Origin of the sequence: Caballeronia sp. LZ001, assembly GCF_031450875.1 — a bacterium.
Lineage (GTDB): Bacteria > Pseudomonadota > Gammaproteobacteria > Burkholderiales > Burkholderiaceae > Caballeronia.
This window is the reverse complement of record NZ_JARTVX010000003.1, coordinates 74471-95606: the sequence shown is the minus strand read 5'-3', so window position 1 is coordinate 95606 and position 21136 is coordinate 74471. Positions and strand designations below refer to the sequence as shown.

General features: G+C 62.4%; 21 protein-coding genes and 2 pseudogenes. 11 read left to right on the top strand and 12 right to left on the bottom strand.

The window, feature by feature from the left end; genetic code table 11:
* Nucleotides 1-4 precede the first annotated feature (4 nt).
* Nucleotides 5-385 (top strand): BON domain-containing protein, encoded by a 381-nt coding sequence (locus P9292_RS04895; RefSeq protein ID WP_309958231.1) that lies wholly within the window; start codon nucleotides 5-7, stop codon nucleotides 383-385.
* Between the two features lie 174 nt (nucleotides 386-559).
* Complete coding sequence (fae, locus tag P9292_RS04890) at nucleotides 560-1093, top strand: formaldehyde-activating enzyme (protein ID WP_244829773.1); 534 nt, start codon at nucleotides 560-562, stop codon at nucleotides 1091-1093.
* 4 nt (nucleotides 1094-1097) lie between these two features.
* On the opposite strand, the gene P9292_RS04885 is transcribed toward fae, so the two are convergent.
* Nucleotides 1098-1616, bottom strand: a complete 519-nt coding sequence (locus P9292_RS04885) for a transcriptional regulator (RefSeq protein ID WP_309958230.1) — start codon at nucleotides 1614-1616, stop codon at nucleotides 1098-1100.
* Nucleotides 1613-1915, bottom strand: a complete 303-nt coding sequence (locus P9292_RS04880) for a DUF6516 family protein (protein ID WP_250494436.1) — start codon at nucleotides 1913-1915, stop codon at nucleotides 1613-1615. Before P9292_RS04880 ends, P9292_RS04885 begins: the two co-directional genes overlap by 4 nt.
* A gap of 414 nt (nucleotides 1916-2329) precedes the next feature.
* Here P9292_RS04880 and katG point away from each other — a divergent pair, with 414 nt between their 5' ends.
* Nucleotides 2330-4591, top strand: a complete 2262-nt coding sequence (katG, locus tag P9292_RS04875; RefSeq protein WP_309958229.1) for a catalase/peroxidase HPI — start codon at nucleotides 2330-2332, stop codon at nucleotides 4589-4591.
* Between the two features lie 59 nt (nucleotides 4592-4650).
* Here the strand turns inward: katG and P9292_RS04870 are convergent, their stop codons facing one another.
* From P9292_RS04870 to P9292_RS04860, 3 genes are all read right to left on the bottom strand, one after another.
* Nucleotides 4651-5199 (bottom strand): DUF4142 domain-containing protein, encoded by a 549-nt coding sequence (locus P9292_RS04870; RefSeq protein WP_309958228.1) that lies wholly within the window; start codon nucleotides 5197-5199, stop codon nucleotides 4651-4653.
* A gap of 275 nt (nucleotides 5200-5474) precedes the next feature.
* Nucleotides 5475-6308 carry a class I SAM-dependent methyltransferase gene (locus P9292_RS04865; protein ID WP_250510928.1) on the bottom strand — a complete coding sequence of 278 codons (834 nt, stop codon included), beginning with the start codon at nucleotides 6306-6308 and terminating at the stop codon, nucleotides 5475-5477.
* Between the two features lie 115 nt (nucleotides 6309-6423).
* Nucleotides 6424-6858: a GFA family protein gene (locus P9292_RS04860; protein ID WP_309846759.1), complete on the bottom strand. Its 435-nt coding sequence runs from the start codon at nucleotides 6856-6858 to the stop codon at nucleotides 6424-6426.
* A gap of 162 nt (nucleotides 6859-7020) precedes the next feature.
* On the opposite strand from P9292_RS04860, the pseudogene P9292_RS04855 reads away from it, so the two are divergent.
* Nucleotides 7021-7707: pseudogene (locus tag P9292_RS04855) on the top strand (cupin domain-containing protein); the annotation flags it as partial.
* Between the two features lie 2 nt (nucleotides 7708-7709).
* Here P9292_RS04855 and P9292_RS04850 read toward each other — a convergent pair.
* Both P9292_RS04850 and P9292_RS04845 read right to left on the bottom strand, forming a co-directional pair.
* Nucleotides 7710-8756 (bottom strand): annotated as a pseudogene (locus tag P9292_RS04850) (MFS transporter); the annotation flags it as partial.
* Nucleotides 8753-9268 carry a MerR family transcriptional regulator gene (locus P9292_RS04845; RefSeq protein ID WP_250469153.1) on the bottom strand — a complete coding sequence of 172 codons (516 nt, stop codon included), beginning with the start codon at nucleotides 9266-9268 and terminating at the stop codon, nucleotides 8753-8755. The pseudogene P9292_RS04850 and the gene P9292_RS04845, both read right to left, overlap by 4 nt.
* A 278-nt stretch (nucleotides 9269-9546) precedes the next feature.
* On the opposite strand from P9292_RS04845, the gene pssA reads away from it, so the two are divergent.
* Nucleotides 9547-10176, top strand: coding sequence for a CDP-diacylglycerol--serine O-phosphatidyltransferase (gene pssA, locus P9292_RS04840; RefSeq protein WP_244830987.1), 630 nt, complete (start codon nucleotides 9547-9549; stop codon nucleotides 10174-10176).
* A gap of 14 nt (nucleotides 10177-10190) precedes the next feature.
* On the opposite strand, the gene P9292_RS04835 is transcribed toward pssA, so the two are convergent.
* The gene (locus P9292_RS04835) at nucleotides 10191-11405 is read right to left on the bottom strand and encodes an MFS transporter (RefSeq protein WP_250494445.1); all 1215 of its coding nucleotides are present in this window, start codon (nucleotides 11403-11405) and stop codon (nucleotides 10191-10193) included.
* Between the two features lie 93 nt (nucleotides 11406-11498).
* On the bottom strand, nucleotides 11499-13058 hold the full coding sequence (locus P9292_RS04830; protein WP_244830985.1) for a sensor domain-containing diguanylate cyclase: 1560 nt from the start codon (nucleotides 13056-13058) through the stop codon (nucleotides 11499-11501).
* 216 nt (nucleotides 13059-13274) lie between these two features.
* Here P9292_RS04830 and aroQ point away from each other — a divergent pair, with 216 nt between their 5' ends.
* Entirely contained in the window at nucleotides 13275-13712 is a 438-nt protein-coding gene (gene aroQ / locus P9292_RS04825; RefSeq protein ID WP_244830984.1) for a type II 3-dehydroquinate dehydratase, read from the top strand.
* Nucleotides 13713-13787: 75 nt separating this feature from the next.
* On the opposite strand, the gene P9292_RS04820 is transcribed toward aroQ, so the two are convergent.
* Nucleotides 13788-13949, bottom strand: coding sequence for a hypothetical protein (locus tag P9292_RS04820; RefSeq protein ID WP_250469165.1), 162 nt, complete (start codon nucleotides 13947-13949; stop codon nucleotides 13788-13790).
* An 88-nt stretch (nucleotides 13950-14037) separates the two neighbouring features.
* Nucleotides 14038-14277: a hypothetical protein gene (locus P9292_RS04815; protein ID WP_250469167.1), complete on the bottom strand. Its 240-nt coding sequence runs from the start codon at nucleotides 14275-14277 to the stop codon at nucleotides 14038-14040.
* A gap of 308 nt (nucleotides 14278-14585) precedes the next feature.
* Between P9292_RS04815 and P9292_RS04810 the strand changes: the two genes are divergently transcribed.
* Nucleotides 14586-15998 carry an amino acid permease gene (locus tag P9292_RS04810; protein ID WP_309958225.1) on the top strand — a complete coding sequence of 471 codons (1413 nt, stop codon included), beginning with the start codon at nucleotides 14586-14588 and terminating at the stop codon, nucleotides 15996-15998.
* A 31-nt stretch (nucleotides 15999-16029) separates the two neighbouring features.
* Nucleotides 16030-17226, top strand: a complete 1197-nt coding sequence (locus P9292_RS04805; protein ID WP_309958223.1) for an amino acid aminotransferase — start codon at nucleotides 16030-16032, stop codon at nucleotides 17224-17226.
* On the opposite strand, the gene P9292_RS04800 is transcribed toward P9292_RS04805, so the two are convergent.
* Nucleotides 17227-17601 (bottom strand): hypothetical protein, encoded by a 375-nt coding sequence (locus tag P9292_RS04800; RefSeq protein ID WP_309958221.1) that lies wholly within the window; start codon nucleotides 17599-17601, stop codon nucleotides 17227-17229.
* Nucleotides 17602-17718: 117 nt separating this feature from the next.
* Between P9292_RS04800 and P9292_RS04795 the strand changes: the two genes are divergently transcribed.
* The 3 genes from P9292_RS04795 (at nucleotide 17719) to P9292_RS04785 (ending at nucleotide 21044) form a co-directional block, all read left to right on the top strand.
* Entirely contained in the window at nucleotides 17719-17967 is a 249-nt protein-coding gene (locus P9292_RS04795; protein ID WP_244830978.1) for a hypothetical protein, read from the top strand.
* A gap of 50 nt (nucleotides 17968-18017) precedes the next feature.
* On the top strand, nucleotides 18018-18344 hold the full coding sequence (locus P9292_RS04790; protein ID WP_309958218.1) for a hypothetical protein: 327 nt from the start codon (nucleotides 18018-18020) through the stop codon (nucleotides 18342-18344).
* A gap of 117 nt (nucleotides 18345-18461) precedes the next feature.
* On the top strand, nucleotides 18462-21044 hold the full coding sequence (locus P9292_RS04785) for a glucose/quinate/shikimate family membrane-bound PQQ-dependent dehydrogenase (RefSeq protein WP_309958215.1): 2583 nt from the start codon (nucleotides 18462-18464) through the stop codon (nucleotides 21042-21044).
* The last annotated feature ends 92 nt before the right edge of the window (nucleotides 21045-21136 follow it).

The following is a 21136-nucleotide window of genomic DNA, read 5'->3' as shown; positions in this document are numbered from 1 at the left end:
GGTTATGGTTCTGATTCGAATTGGAGTGCGCGCGAGGGCAGCGGCGCTTGCATGTGTCGGCATGGCATCGGTGTGTGCGTTCGCGCAGGGCGGCGCCGCGAAATTTGCGTCGCCCGCAAGCGTGACAGTGGCTTCGGCGGTAACGGGCGCGGCGGCGTCATCGTCGAAAGCTGCGGACCGCGCGCTCGTGCGGCGAGTGCTCAATGCGCTCGAGAAGGCGAAAGGCTTGCGCGCGAGCGGCATCACCGTGCGAGCGAATAACGGCGCCGTAGTGCTGGAAGGATGGGTGCCGGAGACGGCGCAGGTCGACCTGGCGACGCATATCGCGGAAGGCGTGCCGGGCGTGAAGTCCGTGCAGAACACGTTGACGTTGTCGACGTTCTGAGCAGGTCGCGCTTGTCGCGAGATGGACAAAGTGTCACGCTGAGCGGTTACTGTTTTGGTACAGCCAGCGCGTGATCGTCGATCGATAAAGCGCCTCGGGCTCCGAACCCATTCTGGCATCGTCCTTGCATCGGCTGTTCTCCTTCGACCACTTCGAGCCCTGCAAGGAGACACCATGAGTCTGGACCTGACGTTTCGCGCCGGCGAGGCCACCGTTTTTGCCGCCCCCGGACAAGCCACCGATGCAATGCCCGAAATCCTGATCGGCCGCGTGGATGGGCCGGTCGGTCACGCCTTCGCCAACATGATGGCGCAGTCGAAAGGGCATACCGCCATGTTCGCCATCCGCGCGTGCAACCAGTTGGTGCGTCCCGCGACGATCATCGTCCCGAAGGTCACGCTCAAGGACATGGCAAATATCGACCTGTTCGGCGGCGTGGTGCAATCCGCGACGGCGGACGCAGTGGTCGATTGCTTGATCGAAGGCATCTTGCCGAAGGATCAGGCCAACGATCTGTGCATCATCAGCCTCGTATGGATCGACCCGCGCTGCGCCACCGACGCGAACCTCGACAAGAAAGACATGTATCGCACGAATTACGAAGCGACCAAGCTCGCCATTCAGCGTGCGATGAATAACGAGCCCAGCGTTGAGACGCTCATTGCAAATCGGCACAGCATCAAGCACGACATGGACGACTGGAGTTAGGTGGCTAGCGATTACCCGCCGGTCGTGCGCTTGCGGCGCGCTTGCGTGATACGCGTGGTGCGGGTGATGTGCGTGGCGTACGGGGCGTACTCGGCGTACGTTGAGGCAAGGCCGCGCGATCTTCGACAACAGGCGCGGCTGCCGACTCGTGCTGGCTCGCCAACGGCGATAAGTCGGCCGCCTTCAGTTTGAAATTCACGTGCACGGTGTCGTAGGGAAAGACAATCGCGCCGTTCGCATCGTTTTCCATGAGGCCGGCTTGCAAAAGCGCTTGCACATCGCGATGCACGCCCTTCACATCTCGCTCGAGCCGGCGGGCGAGCTCGCGGATGGACATCGGCCCCGCGCCCGTCATCACGCGAATGATGCGCCAGCGCGGCGTGGTGAAGGTGCGAAAGAGGAGCTCGGGCGTGGCGTAGGAGAAGTTGCGGCCGTGGAGGGGTTTGCCGTTTTTCACTGCCGCGAGAATCTGCTCGGTGACTTCATCGAGCGAGGAGATTCCGATCGTCGCAGTTTTCTTCATCTTGACCTCCATCTATTCCATATATTCACATCCGCTTGAAAGTCGGCAAGCAGTCTTTCGATCGTGGAGAACATGTAGGGCGTTTCGTTACCTACGAAATGGCGATGGTCGCCCTTATCTCGCTCGTTGTCGTAACGCAGCACGCACTGGCCGGAAATCACGTAAGCAAGACGATACTTGTAAAGGTGCCGGCATCCCGGTACAGGATGCGGAAGCCGCCAGATGACCGTTTCGGCAAACCCGCTCGCAGTGATGGCGCTACGGCGATCCTCAATCAAAACCGCTTTGGTGTTGGACATTTTGACAACGCCTAAGTGTGTTGTCAAATGGTCCAACATCGCCGACTCGCTGCCTATTTCCCGAATGGACGACTTGACGTAACGCCAGGGCGTCGGACCGTCGCTCACACTCCACCTGCAAATTCTCGCGAGCCTCGCTATTCTTATAGGGGCGTTCTATCGGCGGCATTGCCACAAATGCATTTCATCTGCCGACGGCTCTCACATATATTGTTGGATGCCGCCGGCTGTCATCGACACGATGCTTGTGCGACGCACCATGTCAGACGCGTGACGCCAACGAATGATCGGCGGCAACCTGAATCCAAGGTCGGACCCATCGACACAGCCGGCGCTTTCTTCGTCCACACGGGACCACGCGTCGGCGCCATGTAAAACAAGCAAGCAGAGGCAAGTCCCCCAAGGAGGTAACGCATGTCAAACGAATCGAAGTGTCCGTTCAATCACACCGCTGGCGGCGGCACGACGAACCGTGACTGGTGGCCAAAACAGTTGCGCGTGGACCTGCTCAGTCAGCATTCGAACAAGTCCAATCCGCTCGACAGCAACTTCAATTACGCGGAAGCTTTCAAGAGTCTCGATCTCGCGGCAGTCAAGCAAGATCTCGCCGCGCTCATGACCGACTCGCAGGAGTGGTGGCCCGCCGACTTCGGCCACTACGGTCCGCTTTTCATCCGCATGGCATGGCATAGCGCGGGCACGTATCGCACCGGCGATGGACGCGGAGGCGGCGGGCGCGGTCAGCAACGTTTCGCGCCGCTCAATAGCTGGCCGGACAATGTCAGTCTCGACAAGGCACGACGCCTTCTTTGGCCGATCAAGCAGAAATACGGTCAGAAAATCTCGTGGGCTGACCTGCTGATTCTCACCGGCAACGTCGCGCTCGAAACCATGGGCTTCAAGACGCTCGGTTTCGCGGGCGGTCGCGAAGATACGTGGGAGCCGGACCAGGACGTCTACTGGGGCAACGAAAAAACCTGGCTCGGCGGCGATGTCCGCTACGGCAAGGGGGCGGCCGGCAAGGACGACGATGAAGGCGTGATCACCGCCGATGCGCAAATGCACGGCATCGAACAGAGCCGCACGGATGGCGGGCGCGACCTGGAAAATCCGCTTGGCGCGGTGCAGATGGGCCTGATCTACGTCAACCCGGAAGGCCCGGATGGCAACCCCGATCCACTTGCGGCAGCGCACGATATTCGCGATACCTTCGGCCGCATGGCCATGAACGACGAAGAAACCGTCGCGCTGATCGCGGGTGGCCACACCTTCGGCAAGACGCACGGCGCGGGTCCGTCGGATAACGTGGGCGCGGAGCCGGAAGGCGCGGAACTTGAAACCATGGGCCTCGGCTGGAACAGCACGTTCGGCACGGGCCGTGGCGCGGACACCATCACGAGCGGTCTCGAAGTCACCTGGACCTCGACGCCGACGCAATGGGGCAACGGCTTCTTCGAGAACCTTTTCGGCCACGAATGGGAACTTACCAAGAGCCCGGCGGGCGCGAATCAGTGGATCGCCAAAGATTCGGCGGAGACGATTCCGCACGCGCACGATGCGTCGAAGAAGCTGCGGCCGACCATGCTGACCACGGACTTGTCGCTGCGCTTCGATCCGGCTTACGAGAAGATCTCGCGCCGCTTCAAGGACAACCCGCAAGAGTTCGCCGATGCCTTCGCGCAGGCGTGGTTCAAGCTCACGCACCGCGACATGGGACCGCGTGCGCGCTATCTCGGGCCGGAAGTGCCGCAGGAAGAGTTCGTCTGGCAGGACCCGATTCCCGCGCTCGATCATCCCGTGATCGACGAGCAGGATGTGGCCGCGTTGAAGCAGAAAATCGCGTCGGCAGGGTTATCGGTCGGGGAACTGGTGACGACCGCATGGGCATCGGCTTCGACGTTCCGTGGCTCGGACAAGCGCGGCGGCGCGAACGGTGCGCGTATTCGTCTCGCGCCGCAAAAAGACTGGGCAGTCAATCAGCCGGCGCAATTGGCGAAGGTGCTGAAGGCGCTCGAAGGCATTCAGGGCGAGTTCAACGGCGCGCAGTCGGGCGGCAAGAAAGTGTCGATTGCCGATCTGATCGTGCTTGCGGGCGGCGTGGGTATCGAGCAGGCCGCGGACAAGGCGGGGCACAAGGTGAGCGTGCCGTTCAAGCCGGGCCGCATGGATGCGTCGCAGGATCAGACGGACCCGGAATCGGTCGGCATGCTCGAACCCGCCGCCGATGGCTTTCGCAACTATCTCAAGCAGAAGTACGGCGTGCCGGCGGAAGCGTTGCTGATCGACAAGGCGCAGTTGCTGAACCTGACCGCGCCTGAAATGACCGCGCTCGTCGGTGGCTTGCGCGTCTTGAACGTGCGCGCCGGGACCGAGACGCACGGCGTGTTCACGGACAAGCCGGAGACGCTGACCAACGACTTTTTCCGCAACTTGCTCGATATGGAAACGGAGTGGACGCCGATCACGGAAGCGCGTGACGCGTTCGAAGGCGCCGATCGCAAGACCGGCGCGGTGAAGTGGACGGGAACGCGCGTCGACCTGATCTTCGGTTCGCATGCGCAACTGCGCGCGCTCGCCGAAGTCTATGCAAGCGAAGACGGCAAGGAGAAGTTCGTGCGCGACTTCGTGGCGGCGTGGACGAAGGTGATGAATGCAGACCGCTTCGACCTGAAGTAATCGCTGCAAAGCGTTGTTCGACGAACGCGGTGGCCTTTCCGGGCCGCCGCGTTTTTTTGTCAATGCGAAAAGCCCGGACGATCGAGCGCCAGTTGCAGCCTGTGCGCCTGATCCAGTTGCAGAATGAAGGACGGACGCGAGCGCACGAGCAACGTCTTGAGATCGGCGCTTGTAGTCGAACGGATGAAGCCATCCACGGACTTCACGAGCTGTTGCAGGAAGAAGACTTCGCGGTTCAGATAAGTAAGGTCGAAATCACGGGCATCGGCGTTGTCGAGGGTTTGCAGGTCATCGCGCGTTTGTCGTGTCAGGTCGTCGCTTACGCCGCTTGGCTGCGCCTCTGCGCCGAGTCTTTGCAACAGCGCCAAGCCTTCCTGATAAACCTGTCCGTGTTCCGAGACCATCCGGCTCGCGAAGCTCTGCACGCTGCGCGATTGCGTCCGGCGCAACGCAAGCTGACCGGTCGCAATCTCGGCCTGATTCGCAACGAGCAGAATGCCGAGCATCTGCGCATCGGACGGACGCGAGGATTGAGCGAACGCGTGAAGCGAAGCGAGCAGCAGCAAGAGCGTGCTCGCAACGGTTCTGATGGTGATCGCCTGTCTCATGGATATCGGGCCCTTTGCGGTATTCGCGCCTCGCAGGGTAGCACCTGACGGAATAACACACGATGACCGCACCGGTTTCGCCGCGCACGCGAGCGCGGCGAAACAGGTCTAAACGCCCAGCCCTAAAGTCGATAACGCGAACCGCCATCCGAAGAAACATACCGACGAGCAGAGCGGCAGCGCCAGAAGCACGGGGCCGTATCGAAGGCCGAACAGGCAGACGGACGACCACAGGCGCGAGCCGCAGTCGAAAAGCCGGCGGCGTTTCGAGCCTTTCACAGCCGCGTCACCACGACTTCGAGATACTCGCTTGGCAGCACGAGCGTCGCGTCGCCCGAACGATTGCGGCTCTCGATCAGCGCCATCATCTCACCTAGAAACGCCGCCTGACGCTCGCCTTCGAGTGCGCCGATAGCCTTGTTCATCGGCCCGTAATACGTGCGGAACACGTCCATGAAATGCGCGGCCGAGCGATACCTAAACGTGAAATCACGACTCGTCGCGACGATTTCCTGCGCGCTGCCGTCGAACAGCGCGTCGAGCCGCGCCTTCGTGCCCCAGAGTGCAGGCGACATCACGCCGGCTGGCGGCGCAATGTATTTGCCGATCGTCTTGAACACTTGTCCGATGAAACTCTCCGGCGTCCAGTTCGCGAGCCCGATCTTGCCGCCTGGTTTGCACACGCGCGCAAGTTCGCGGGCCGCCTTGGCTTGATCGGGCGTGAACATTACGCCGAACGTGGACATCACGATATCGAACGATGCGTCGGCGTAGGGTAGCGCTTCCGCGTCCGCTTCCTGAAACTGCACGGCGAGCCCTTCAGCCGTGGCGCGGGCGCGGCCTGCATCGAGCAACGCGGCGACGTAATCGGTCGACGTGACATCGCACCAGCGGCGCGCGGCGGCGAGGGTCGCGTTGCCGTTGCCGGCGGCGACGTCGAGCACGCGGCTGCCCGCGCGCAAGTCGAGCGCTTCGCAAAGATTCTCGCCGACGATCTGCAGCGTGGTGCCGACGACGGCGTAGTTGCCCGTCGACCAGGCGGCTTGTTGACGAACCTTGACGGCGGCGAGGTCGGCGGCGGGCGAGAAAGCGGGATCGGCTGCGGTCATGACGAACTCCTAAAAAGGCAAGGGCAGCGATGCGACATGCATGATGTGCTGCTGTTCCGATGGCGCCGCGATATCGCAATCGAGACTGCCCGCGCGGCAACGGGCAATCTAGCGATCATTCGGCCACGCTCACGCCCGAGCCGCCCAATTCGGCTGGGAAGTCCTTCAGTTTGGGCAAGCCGTCTTTCATGCGCAACACCGTTTCGGCGTAATTGACGTGCACACCGGCTTCGTAGGGAAAGTACGTCAGGTTGGCGGCGAAGACATCGACGAGCCCGAGCCCCGGATGTTCCGTGAAGAGATGACCGCCGCAGTTCCTGCACCATTTGCGATAGCTGTTCTCGGTCTTGTTGTAAGTGCCGATATCATCCGCGCCGCGCGTCACTTCCAATGCCTCGGGCTGCCAGAGCGTGAAGGCGTTGAGCGGGCTTGCCGACCAGCTTCGGCACGACGCGCAATGGCAGTAGCCCATGCCTTCTGGTTTTCCATGTACCGTGAATTGCACTGCACCGCAAAAACATTGACCGCGATATTCCTCTGCCTGACTCATGCCGTCCTCCTGATTTCGTGGATGCGCGTCTCGTCCGACGAACCGTTTCGCGTTCGTTGTTGCAAGTTCGCATGAGTGCTAGTATCAGCACGCGAGCCGGCTTATGGAATGACCACGCGTCCAGATATTTTGCGCAGGACGCCGAAACTGATGGGCGCCTACATGGATGCGCTTTCCGACGTGCTTCGCCTCGTGCGTCTCGGCGGGGCGGTTTATCTAAATGGCGAATTCACAGCACCCTGGTGCGTCTTCGGCCATGCAACGCCCGACTTGTGCGCGACGTTTCTGCCGCGCACCGAGCGCATCGTCTCGTATCACCTCATCACGGAAGGCAGTTGCTGGGCCTCGCTTACAGGCGACCCCGCTTCCGCCATTCACGTGAGCGCGGGTGAATTGCTTGTCGTGCCTCAAGGCGAAGCGCATCTGATGGGCAGTTCGCTCGAACTCACGCCCGCGTCGGCAAGCGCCATGCTTTCGAAGTATCTGGAAACGTCGCCGGGCGAAGTGATGAAGCTGAGTTATGGCGGAGGCGGCGCGCACACGCGCCTGATCTGCGGCTTTCTCGCTTGCGACGATACCCTGACCAATCCCGTGCTCGCGGCACTGCCGCGCCTGTTCAAAGTCGACATGCGCAACGACCCGCAATCGGCGTGGCTCGAAACATCGCTCAAACTCGCGGCTGTCGAGGCCGCCGAATGTCGCGTCGGCAGCGCGATCGTGCTGGCGCGATTGTCGGAATTGCTTTTCGTGGAAGCGGTGCGGCGCTGCATCGACGCATTGCCGGACGATCGCAAAGGCTGGCTCGCGGGCGTAAGCGATCGTTTCGTGGGACGCGCGCTCGCGTTGCTGCCGATCAGCCACTTCTTGTGCGCGACGCGCGCCGAGTAGCGAAAGTACAAATAAGCCGCGGCAAGCGCGACGAGCGACGTGCAGCCTGTGAGCCTGCCGGCGTTCTCCACCGGATAGTGCAGCCCGCCTTCTAGAAAACGCGATACGAGAAAACTGAGCGTGGTGTTCACGTAATAGAACGCGATATACAACATGATGCCCACGCGAAACGGCTTCTCGCGCAACGCATGCAAGCGGATGAGCGGCCGCGGATGATGCCACTGATGCCACACGAACCAGCCGAGCGCAAAAAGTCCCGCCGCCGTGAGCATGATGAGCAGCGGCGAGCTGCTGAAGAGTTGAAAGCGCACTTGCTGCATGACGATCTGCAACGCGCCTTGCGCAAATGCGAACATGATGTACGGCCAGAAATGCGCCTCGCCGCGCGCTTCGGGTTGCACGCGTCCGCTCGACGGCACGGCGAGCAGCACGAAGAGGCCGCACGCGGCTCCCGCTATCGCCGTGCTCGTGAATAGCGCACGCCAGCCAAACGACGCGACCAGATATCCGCCGATGAGCGGCGCAAGGGCGCTGCCGAGCAAGATCATGTTGAGAAACGCGCGCGTCGCTCGCGGACGTTGCTGCGGCGTGAAGCGCATCTGAATGAGGATGCGGCACGCGCTCATCATGGGGCCGATGAAGTAGCCTTGAAAGCCGCGCGCGAGCGCCAGTTCGAACGACGATTCGCACAGTGTCGCGGCTATCGCGCCGGCGGCAAACAGAAAGAGACTTCCGCCGATATACCGCCGGTTGCCAAGCCGCTCGATCCACCATTGCTGTTGCAGGATGCCAAGCACGGACGCAACCGCGTAGGCACTCGACGCCCACACGAGTTCGTCGGTCGATGAGTTGATGCCGCCCGCGATATAGCTCGTGAAGAACGAGAAGATCGAGTTGTCGAAGTAATCGAGTCCAGTGGCAAGCGCGATGGCCCACGGAAACATGACGTCGCGAAGCGTGGTGGCGCCAAGCTTTGGTGCGGGTAAGCGTGGTAAGCGTGCTGCGGTCATTCGCCATCGACCTCTTGACTGCCTGGCTGGTTGCCGCGCTTCGTCTTTTTCTGCGCGGCCATGCGCTCCTGAAACAAGTCTTCCTTGCTTTCTCCGGCGATTCTCCGCCGCAAGTAATCAAGGTCCGCGTTGAGCTCGCCGCGCACGGCTTGCGCTTCCTTGAGTTCACGACGCACGCTGGCAATCCGCGCATCGAGCGAATCGATTTGTTGCGACAACGCCTGTTCGATCTCGCGCAGCGAATCCGGCGAAAAGCCCGTGCGTCCCGCGCCGAGCGTTTCCAGCGGGCGCTTGAGGATCTCGGTAATGCCTTGCAAGGAAAAGCCAAGCGAACGCAGCCGCAGAACGCGCGCGAACTTCTCCAGATCCTGTTCGCTGTACAGCCGGTAACGTCCCTCGCTGCGGTCCGGCGTGACGAGACCGCGCTCCTCGTAATACTTCAGCGTGCGCGGCGTGACCTGAAGACGCTCGGCGGCGTCGCGAATAGTCAGAAGCGCGGGCTTCGTCGTCATGTGAATGCACTCGCGGATACGTAAACGAGCCGGATTATAAAGCAACGTGTACGTTCACGTTCAGGTTGAAGCGGCCGCGCGTCTTGCTATCGAGCATAGCCAGCCTCGGGCGAAGTTCAATCGTTTCTGTAAAAAATTTCGTGAATCGGACAAAGTGGAAATAATCGGCGAAGATCTTTCGATTTCCGACGCTTTCTGCGCAAGCCGTGGCCTTTTTGAATGATAGACTTGAGCAGTTTTTAAAACCATCAGGGACGTCGCGCCCTCACGAGTTCGCCATGAATACCAACAACACCGGCAAGAAACGTTTCTCGATGATCCGCGAGTTTCATCTGGCCGACTGGTTCACGCTGGGCAACGCGGTCTGCGGCACGGGCGCGCTGTTCTCGTCAATGTCCTATCTCGACGACAACGACGTCCTCCATATCTATCTTGCGTGCGCGTTGGTGTTCGCCGCGCTCGTCTTCGACGTACTCGATGGCCGTATCGCGCGCTGGCGCCAGAAGGCGTCGCTCTTGGGGAAAGAGCTCGACTCGCTCGCCGATGTGATCTCGTTCGGCGTGGCGCCGGCGGTCATCGGTTATGCGTGCGGCATGCGCGGCCTCTATGACCGCGTGATGCTCGCGTATTTCGTCGCGTGCGGCGTCTCGCGGCTTGCGCGTTACAACGTGACCACCGAGGAAATGTCGGCCGGCAGCGGCAAGGTCACGCACTTCGAAGGCACGCCCATTCCGACGTCGTTTGCCATCGTGTTGATGCTCGGCATCGCGGGCTGGTACAACGCGGTCGGCGCGAATCTCTGGTTCGGCGCGTGGGAATTCGCGGGCTTCACGCTGCATCCCTTGACGCTCGTTTATGCCGTCTCCGGCTCGTTGATGATCAGCCGTATCCGCATTCCGAAGCCCTGAGTGGCGAGCCCAGATCAGTGACCGCGCGCGGCGGTGTGTCGGCCGAGCGCGAGGTAATGCACCAACGCCACGAGCGGGAACGCCGTGGCGACCCATCCCACCAGCGTCCAGCCGCCGTGCTCGTAGAGCGGGCCCGCCAGTGCCGAGCCGCACGCGCCGCCCACGAAGATACTCGTCATATACACGGCGTTCAGCCGGTTCCGGCTCGTCGCATGCAGCGCGTAGATTTCGCGCTGGCCGAGCACCATGTTCATTTGCACCGCGAAGTCGAGCACCACGCCCGTGACGACGAGCGCGCCCACGCCCCACGCCGGATGAATCAACGCCGGAAGATACGCGAGCGCCGCAAGCGCCAGCGCGATGAAGGTGGCGCGCACGGTGTGACCGGCATCGGCGAGGCGGCCGGCGATCGGCGCGGAAGTGGCGCCCATCGCGCCGATCAATGCGAACAAGCCTATCTGCGTCTGCGTCAACCCGAAGCCACGCGTGAGCTCGACGGGTATGGCGGTCCAAAAGAGACTGAACGAAGCGAACATCAGCCCTTGATACAGCGAGCGATGACGCAGCACGGGCATCGTGCGCACGAGATGGCCGAGCGAGGCGATCAGTTCGAAGTAAGTCGCCTGATGGCTCGGCTGACGGCGCGGAATGGTGAAGGCGAGCACGCTGGTCACGACGACCATCAGCACGGCGGCCGCGCCGAACATGGCGCGCCAGCCGAAGTGGCCTGCGACCACACTGGAAATCGGCCGCGAAAGCAGGATACCGAGCAGCAAGCCGCTCATGATCGTGCCGACGACCTTGCCGCGCGACTCGTCGGGCGCGAGATGCGCGGCGAGCGGAATCAGTATCTGCACCGCGACGGATGAAAACCCCACGAGAAGCGAGATGCAGAGGAACCAGACGGGATCGTGCGAGAACGCGGCGGCCGTCAAGCTCGCGATGGAAACGAGCGCGGTCACGATCATGAGCCTTCGGTTCTCGAGCAGATCGCCGAGCGGCACGATGAAGAAGAGGCCGAGCGCATAGCCTATCTGCGTCAACGAGACGATCAGACTCGCGGTGCCGCCTTTCATGTGCAGATCGGGCGCGATGAGTTCGGTGATCGGCTGCGCGTAATACAGATTCGCGACGATGGCGCCGCAACAAAACGCAAAAAGCGCGATCAGGCCGCGCGTGAGTTCGATGCGCCGCGCGCCATCGAGCCCGGACGATGCTGGTGTCGACATGGATGATCCCTGTGTGAAGCCGCAAGGATACGTGTTCGCGAAGCGGCTTGCAGGGCGCGGCGTTTTGAAAGGCGCATGCCGATGCGCGTTCGATCAACCTTCGCGATGCGCTTCCGCGTGCGCATCGACCTGAAACAGATCCTCGTCGCCTGCCGCGAACCGGTAGGTGCCGCGTTGCTCGCGCTTCGCTTCGTAGAGCGCCGCATCCGCGCGTTTCAGGGCGCTCTCGAACAACTCGCCGCGTCGCGCCAGCGCGATACCGACGCTCACGCCCACGCGCGCAATACCGCCATCGTCGAGTTCGTAAGGCGCCGACAGATCGCCGATGATGCGCCGCGCGAATGCCGCCCCCGACGTTCGCGCAATGTAAGTCGCCACGATGGCGAACTCGTCGCCGCCGAGCCGCGCGACCAGCTCGCCGCGCCGCATCGCGTTACGCAGGCGGTCGGCGGCCTGGGTCAGCAGCTCGTCGCCCGCGTTGTGGCCGTGCGTGTCGTTGACGCGCTTGAAGCCGTCGAGATCGACATACATCACCATCACCTTCTCGCGGCCCGCGCCGTTCGCCATCAGCCGTTCGGCGTGATCGCCGAGATACCGGCGGTTGGGCAGTCCCGTGAGCGAATCGTGATGCGCCCAATGCAGAAGCCGCGCTTCCGAGCGGCGCCGCTCCGTCACGTCCTCGATGATGATCACCGCGCTGCCGTCCGGCACCGCGTTACGGCAAAGTTCGAGTTGCCGCCCATCGGCGAGATTCAGTTCGAGCGCGCCTTGCCCGTCTTTCAGCCACAGCGCGCAACGTTCGACCAGTTGCGCACGCAAGGTCTCGCCGAACTTCGCGAGTCCCGCATGGCCGATGAAATCCGGCAACGATATGTTCAGCCGCAGCATCTCGACGGTCGAGCCGAACAGTTCCGCCGCCCGTCGATTGGCGATGATCACCTTGCCTTCCGCATCGACGGTGCAAAGGCCGTGCGGCATGTGGGCGAGGGCGGCGTCGAAGCGCGCGGCGAGTTCGGCGTGACGCTGCTCCGCGATCATCAGCGCGACGAGCGTGCGATAGTGGCGGCGCACGACCGAGCCCATCGCGCCGATATACAGGAAAAGCGGCGGCACGAGCATCCAGAAACTTCCGCCCGCGAGCAGCGCCCCAAAACCGATCGGCGCCGCGCCGAGGCAAATCTGCGCGCTGACGAGATACGGCGTGCCCGCATTGCGCGATGCGATGCCGCCGAGCAATCCCGCCGTCACCATGATCGCGAGCGCGGCCAGCACGGTATCGCCGGAGATGACGCAGGCCATGGCGCCGAGTCCCAGCGCGAGACACGCAAGGAGCGCGAAGGGCGCATAGCGCGCGGCCCAGGGCTCGGGATGCGGCGCGTCCGGGCGGCTCAACGCGCGATACCGGCACACGATACCGACGCGCGCCGCGAGCAACAGCACATCGGCGCCGAGCCAGAGCACGGTCCAGAGCGCATGCAGACGCAAGAGCGCGATCGTCGCGACGAAAGCGCTGGAAAGACCGGAGAGCAGAAGCGGCCGAATGTCCTCGACGAGGGTGGATAGCAGCGACGCGCGAATGGCCGCCGTGATCGGTCCGTCCGTGGTCGAAGGCGTGGCCAGAATGGAATCGCGCAAGGACGAAGTGGCTGACATACTGAGACCGGCTAAACGTTGTAGTTGCGCGGGAGAGCGGATGAATCGCCGTTAGCGCCGGTATACGCGTTATCGGCTGCCCGGTGACGAGCTTTAGCGCGCAACGCGCGACGCATGGCTATTGTCAGTGCGCGCCGCGGGTTGCAGAATCTGCGCATCGTCGAAAGCGAGGTTCGAGCTTTCCACGCTTCATTCATCCACCGAAAGGAATTCGTTATGGCAAAGATCCTCACGCTGCATGGCGTCAATCTCAACATGTTCGGCAAGCGCGACCCCAAGCAGTACGGCACGGCCACGCTCGCGCAGATCGACGAACAGTTGCAAGCGCTCGGCAAGGAACTGGGCGTCGAGGTGGAAAGTTACCAGACCAATATCGAAGGGGAGATGTGCGCGCGCATCCACAAGGCGTTCGAAGACAAGGTGGATGCGATCATCATCAACGCGGGCGCGTGGACGCATTACAGCTACGGTATTCGCGATGCACTCGCCATTCTCACCGTGCCTATCGTCGAAGTGCACATGTCGCATGTGCATGCACGCGAGGAGTTCCGTCACAAGTCGGTATTCGCGGAAGTCGCGAAGGGGCAGATTTCCGGCTTCGGCGTGGACAGCTATCTGCTCGGCTTGCGCGCGGCGGTGGCGGCAATCAAATAATTCATCGGCAGCGGCCGTTTGTCGGGCGACAACGGCCTGCCGTATTCGGACGCGGTACTTCGGGACCGCGCTACTTCAGGCCGTGTGGCTGAAATCCTTGATGCGCTCGGCAAGCGTGCGTTGGTCACGACGCACGCGCGCCGGCTTCATTTGCTGCGCCGCCGAGCCGCGGATGAACAGCACCGCGCAGATCGCGCAAATCGCCCACACAGTTGCGATGATCGTCAGGTAGTTCATGTTCTCTTCCAGATTCTTTGGGCTTGCGCGTCTAATTCCCTGATCGCGGACGGCTTCCACATGGAGCCGCCGCGCTTCTCTTTGGTGCTTAAATTTTCGATGCCGGTAGCGCGAGCAATCGGCCGATGGTCAGTTGCGCCAGTTCTTTCTGTTCGGTGATGGAGACCGCGTCTTGCGCCGAGGCGTCGCGTCCGGCGAGCAGCTTGCCCGCGAGGCGCATGATGTTTTCCGACGCCGCCTGCAGCGTGCTCAAGAGTTCCGCTTCCGAATCCGCTTTCGAACCGATTACGCGATGCGGTGCCGCGTTGCCTTCCATCGTCTGAAACATGTCGACTTCCCCGTTGAGTGCATGAGATGAATTTTGCGGTCGCGGATGCCGAATCAATCCTCCGAACAAGCCCTGATTCCGGCCTCAAATCGTTTGCGCGGTAGGCCTAAAGTTGCCGGGAACGGCGAGCAAGGTCCGCCCGATAAGGCTCTGCGGCGGCCAGGCGGTAGAATCGCGTTTCGTCCGCTTCGCTGGCCAAAACGATAAAAGCAACGTTTGCGTGTCATTCGGACAAAAAAACAACAGTGGGCCGCTTTGCGGCTCAAAAGAACCCTAGGGGTTTTCGCGCAGTTCAGGCAGGCATCGACATGGCTTCAGGCACTTCACAGACAGAACAGGCAGTACAGGCATCGCAGACGACACTCCGCCGAGGACTCAAGAGCCGGCATATCCAGTTGATCGCGCTTGGCGGCGCAATTGGCACCGGGCTCTTTTTGGGTGTCGCGCAGACCATCCGGCTCGCGGGGCCGTCCGTGCTGCTCGGCTATGCCATCGCCGGGCTGGCGGCGTTTTTCATCATGCGGCAGTTGGGCGAGATGGTCGTCGATGAACCGGTGGCCGGCTCGTTCAGCCATTTCGCTGCACGTTATTGGGGCAACGCGGCGGGCTTCATCTCCGGCTGGAACTATTGGGCGGTCTACATTCTCGTGAGCATGGCGGAGCTGTCGGCCATCGGCATCTACATGCAGTATTGGTGGCCGATGCTGCCCGCGTGGGTGTCGGCGCTCGTGTGCTTCGCGCTCGTCAACGCCATCAATCTGACGAGCGTGAAGTCATACGGCGAGATGGAGTTTTGGTTCGCCATCGTGAAGGTCGCGGCCATCGTCGGCATGATCCTGTTTGGCGCGTATCTGCTGATCTCGGGTCACGCGGGGCCGCAAGCGAGCGTCACCAACCTGTGGAAGCTCGGCGGCTTTTTTCCCTATGGCGTGAGCGGGCTCGTCATGTCCATGGCCGTCATCATGTTTTCGTTCGGCGGGCTCGAACTCGTCGGCATCACGGCAGCGGAAGCGGAAGACCCGTCGCGCAGCATTCCGCGCGCGACCAATCAGGTCATCTATCGCATTCTCATCTTCTATATCGGCGCGCTTGGCGTGCTGCTTTCGCTGTATCCGTGGGACAAGGTCGTGACGGGCGGCAGTCCGTTCGTGTTGATCTTCCGCGAGATGAACAGCGGCCTCATCGCGAACGTGCTCAATGTGATCGTGCTGACGGCCGCGCTTTCGGTCTATAACAGCGGCGTCTATGCCAACAGCCGCATGCTTTACGGTCTGGCGCAGCAAGGCAATGCGCCGCGCGCCCTGTTGCGGGTGAGCGCGCGCGGCATTCCGCTCGTCGCGCTCGGCGTGTCGGCGCTCGTCACGGCGGCTTGCGTGCTCATCAATTACTTCATTCCGGGACGCGCCTTCGAATTGCTGATGGGTCTCGCGGTATCCGCGCTCGTCATCAACTGGGCGATGATCAGCATCATCCATCTGAAGTTCCGCGCTAGGAAGCGCGCGAGCGGCTCGGTGACGGCGTTCCCGAGCCTCGGCTATCCGCTCACGAACTATCTGTGTCTTGCATTCGTCGCGGGCATAGTCTGGGTGATGTTCGAGACGCCGGGCTTGCGGCTCTCCGTCTGGCTGATCCCGATCTGGCTGGCCGTTCTCGGAATCGGCTACTATCTCGGAAAAAGGAACGGCAGCGCGGGCCAATCGCGCCGCGCGCCGACTCGCTGAACTCCCGTCCCGAAGTCCTGAAACCACCACCATGTTCGAACATATCGATGCCTACCCCGGCGACCCGATTCTCACGCTGAACGAAAACTTTCAGAAGGACCCGCGCACCGACAAGGTCAATCTGAGTATCGGCATCTATTTCGACGATGCCGGCCGCCTTCCCGTGATGCAAGCCGTGCGCGAAGCCGAGCTTTCGCTCTTGCAGGAACTCGGCCCGAAGCCGTATCTGCCGATGGCCGGTTTCGCGCATTATCGCGATGCCGTGCAGACGCTCGTTTTTGGCGCCGAGAGCGCACCGCGTGCCGACGGACGCATTGCGAGCGTGCAGACGCTCGGTGGTTCGGGCGCGTTGAAAGTGGGCGCGGATTTCATCCGGCGTTACTTCCCGGACGCGAAGGTGTGGGTAAGCGATCCGACGTGGGAGAACCACCGTTTCATCTTCGAGCGCGCGGGCTTCGAAGTGAACACGTATCCCTATTACGACGAAGCAACCGGCGGGCTGTTGTTCGATGCCATGCTGGACGCCATCGACAAGCTGCCTGCGAAGAGCGTCGTGTTGCTGCATGCGTGCTGTCATAACCCGACAGGCGTCGATCTGGACGAAGCGCAGTGGGTGAAGGTCATCGACGTGCTGCAAAAGCGCGACTTGCTGCCCTTCGTCGACATGGCGTATCAGGGCTTCGGCGCAGGGCTCGACGCCGACGCCTTCGCGGTGCGCGAGATTGCGCGGCGCGGCGTGCCGGCGTTCGTCGCCAACTCGTTCTCGAAGAATTTCTCGCTGTACGGCGAGCGCTGTGGCGGCCTGCATGTCGTATGCGACGATGCCGCTGAAGCCGATCGCGTGCTCGGTCAATTGACGAGCGCGGTGCGCGCGAACTACAGTAATCCACCGACGCATGGCGCGAAGATCGTGACCAAGGTGCTGAACACGCCGGAACTCGCGCAATCGTGGCGCGAGGAACTGGGGGCGATGTGTCAGCGCATTGCGCGTATGCGGCACGCGATTCACGACTGCCTGCGCGAGCATGTACGCGGCGAGGCGCTTGCGCGTTATATCAAGCAACGCGGCATGTTCACGTACACCGGCTTGCAGGCGGAGCAAGTGGACCGTCTGCGCGAGGAGTTCGGCGTATATATCTTGCGCTCCGGCCGCATGTGCGTCGCGGGCCTGAACGACAGCAACGTGCAGGTGGTGGCGGACTCCATCGGCAAGGTGCTGGCGCGCTAGTCATGAAGCGGGACACGAGAGCACGCTCTGCGAAGGCAGCGTGCCCGGTCCCGCATCCACCTTCGAACCGCGCGGCGGCGTCGCAACGAGCCGCACGCAATTCTCTCCCGCATTCGCGAGCACGTACTGCTCGGGACTTCCATCGGGCTGCCAGTACACGCGACACACCGCATCGTCCCGATAGACGTGCAGCGCGCCTTGTATCGTCTCGTCGCCGCGTTGCAGATTCACGCTTTCGCTTTCGCCTTCGCGCAGCGCGAATGAGCTGCCCGCCGCGCCTTCGAGTGTGCCGCATGGCGCGGCTTCGGCGCTGCTAGCCGCGACAGCGCGAAGCATCAACGCCATCGCGCATAGCGAAATCACACGAATGTTCATGAGTATCGGCCTCGTTCGATAAAGGGCTGCGCCCCACACTCCGCGCGCGTTTTGCCCGACGTTCCCGCGCGCGTGTGCTACCTTGAATGAAGCAGCGTTCAGTCCCGGAGGGCCGCCATGTCAGTGATCGCACCGGACGAGAAAGCGGAGTTTCTTGCGATTCTCGCGCGCCACCGTTTCACCGAGGGCGATTTCCTCGTGACCGAAGCAGGCGCGTCGGATGTCGTCGACGACGTCTATCCATTGCAGGGATATGTGACGATCGTGCGGCGATCCACTTCGAAGGAACGCGAATATCGCATCGGGCATGGCTCCCACTGGACCGTTGCCTTCGAGAAGGATCTGAACAAGCGCGTGTTCGGCTGAGGCGGGCACGCGATATCGGGCACGATGACATCCCTGAAGCGGAGCACGCGATGAGACCGACCGATTTTGCCTCGTTCAAAGCGCATGTCGCCATGTTGTTGCGCGACCTGCCGCGCGGCATGACCGCTGATTTCAACGACGTGGCCGTGGCTTACTGGAACGGCAAGCAAGTGATGGGCGCGTACCTGCGCGATAACGGGCGTATCGACGAAGACTTCGATTTCGACGAGAACGCGTGGGGCGTGTGGTGCGACGAGCTCCTCGCGTGGCTCGACGCGCCGCGCTTCTCCGAACGAAGCGATCTGAAAGCTGCATTACTCGCCGATCTCCCCATGGCCGACGTTCATCTCGGACGCTGGCCGCGCGCCCTGGCTTGAGCCATTGCGACGTGTCGTCACGGCACGCGAATTGCTATCCTCCCCCGGTTCACCATGTCCGAACCACGGCCGCAGGACGGCTGTGTTCCGCCATTCATCATCACGGAGGGTAGCAGTATGGCTGGCACCGGAAGACTTCATCCGCTCACGTTCGTCACGGCCGTCGGGTTCATCATCATCGGCGCGGTGCTTGCGGCCGGTGGTGCTTACCTCGTGACCTTGCAAGGATCTTGGTACTACGTAATCGCGGGCGCGGCCATCGTACTGACCGGCCTTTTGCTGTTGATACGGCGGCGCTCCGCGCTCTTGCTGTTTGCAATTTTCCTGTTCGCCTCGACGATCTGGGCCGTCTTCGAAGTCAAGTTCGATTTCTGGCAACTCATGCCGCGTCTCTGGATTTGGCTGCTGCTCGCACTGTGGCTGCTGATTCCGTTCGTGCATCGCGGCGCGCTGTTCGGGCCGCCTTCGACTGCACGCGCCGCACGCGTGCCGCTGGCCGCAGCCGTCATCCTCACGCTGTTGCTCGGTGCAGGCACGTACTTTCAGGACTTCCATGACCGTCCGGGACGTATCGATGTCAACGTAGCCGCCGATCCGAATCAGGCCGATCTGAACGCCGGCACCGGACGCGCGGCAAGCGACTGGACCGATTACGGCGGCTCGCCGCTGGCGCAACGGTATGCGCCGATCGCGCAGATCACGCCCGAGAACGCGCATCAGCTGAAAGTGGCGTGGACGTTTCGCACCGGTGACATGCCCGGCCCCGACGATCCCACGGAGACGACGGACGAGAACACGCCGATCAAGGTCGGCAACACCATTTTTCTGTGCACGCCGCATAGCAAGGTGATCGCGCTCGATGCCGCGACGGGTGCAGAACGCTGGCGCTTCGATCCGCAGATTCAAAGTCCCATCGGCTTCAAACACTGGGAGCACATGACTTGCCGGGGCGTCGCTTATTACGATGCGGCAATGCACGTGGGTCCGCCCTCCGCCGCCGATGCGGCTGCTTCCGCTTCCGCTTCCGCGCCAGCGCTCGACGCGAGCGCATCCGCGCCCGCGGCTTCGACGGATACGACGGCTTCCGACGCCACCGCTTCGGCCAGCGCCTCCGCGCCCGCCGAAGCATCCGCGCCCGGCGCACCGGCCGCACCGGCCGCACCCGTAGCCGTTGCTCAAACCGCCGCCACCGGCGAGTGCTCGCGCCGTCTCTTTCTGCCGACCGCCGACGCCCGGCTCTTTGCGCTCGACGCCGATACCGGCAAGCCCTGCACGAACTTCGGCAAGAACGGCGCGATCGATCTGCGTTTGAACATCGGACCGTTCACGCCCGGCGGCTATTACTCCACCTCGCCACCCGCTGTGGTGCGCAATCTGGTAATCGTCGGCGGTCACGTGACGGACAACGAATCGAACAACGAACCTTCTGGCGTGATCCGCGCGTTCGACGTGAACGACGGCCATCTGGTCTGGAACTGGGACTCGGGTAATCCGGACGCCACCGAACCGATCGCGCCGGGCGGCACCTACGTGCGCAACTCGCCCAACATGTGGTCGATGTTCAGCGTCGACGAAAAGCGCGGTCTCATTTATCTGCCGATGGGCAACCAAACGCCCGATCAGTGGGGCGGACAGCGCACGCCGCAAGCCGAGCGCTTCGCGGCAGGTCTGGTCGCGCTGGATGCGTTCACGGGCAAGCTGCGCTGGAACTACCAGTTCACGCACCACGATCTGTGGGACATGGATGTGGGCGGTCAACCGACGCTCGTCGATTTGCAGACGGCGGAGGGCACGCAACCGGCGGTGATTGCATCGACGAAACAGGGCAGCATTTACGTGCTGAACCGCGAAACCGGCAAGCCGATCGTGCCCATTACCGAGACGCCGGTGCCGCAAGGCGCTGCGCGTGGCGACCACACCGCGCCGACGCAGGCGGTTTCCGCGCTCAACTTCAATCCGCCGCGCGTGCGCGAGGCCGACATGTGGGGCACGACGCCGTTCGATCAGCTCTGGTGCCGTATCAAGTTCAAGAGCCTGCGTTACGAAGGCCCGTTCACGCCGCCGTCCGAGCAGGGCACGCTTGTGTTTCCGGGTAACTTCGGCGTGTTCGACTGGGGCGGCGTGTCGGTCGATCCGGTGCGGCAGATCCTCATTTCGAATCCGGACTACATGGCGTTCGTGTCGAAACTGATTCCGCGCGAGAAGCTCGACGCGCAGCAAGGGGAAAAGAAGGGCAGCGAGACGAGCGGTATCAAGCAGGCGCGCGGCACGCCGTTCGCCTATGAAATCAGCGCGTTTCTTTCGCCGCTCGGCATTCCGTGTCAGGCGCCGCCGTGGGGTTACGTGGCGGGCGTGGATCTGCGCACGGGCGGGATTGCGTGGCAGCACAAGAACGGCACGATCCGCGATAGCGCGCCGCTGCCCATTCCGATGCCGCTCGGCGTGCCAAGCCTCGGCGGAACGATGGTCACGGCAGGCGGCGTGGCGTTCCTCACCGGTACGCTCGACCAGTACGTGCGCGCCTACGACGTGCGCGATGGGCACAAACTGTGGGAAGCGCGTCTGCCCGCGGGCGGCCAGGCGACGCCGATGAGTTACGCCGATGCCAGCGGCAAGCAATTCGTGCTGGTCACGGCTGGCGGCCACGGTTCGCTTGGCACGAAAGCCGGCGACTACGTGATTGCCTACACGCTGCAGTAGCGCAAACGGTAAGCGAAAAAAAGGAACGGCGGGCAATTGCCCGCCGTTCCTTTTTCAACCTGCGCGACAGCATGATCGCCGCCGCATGTGGA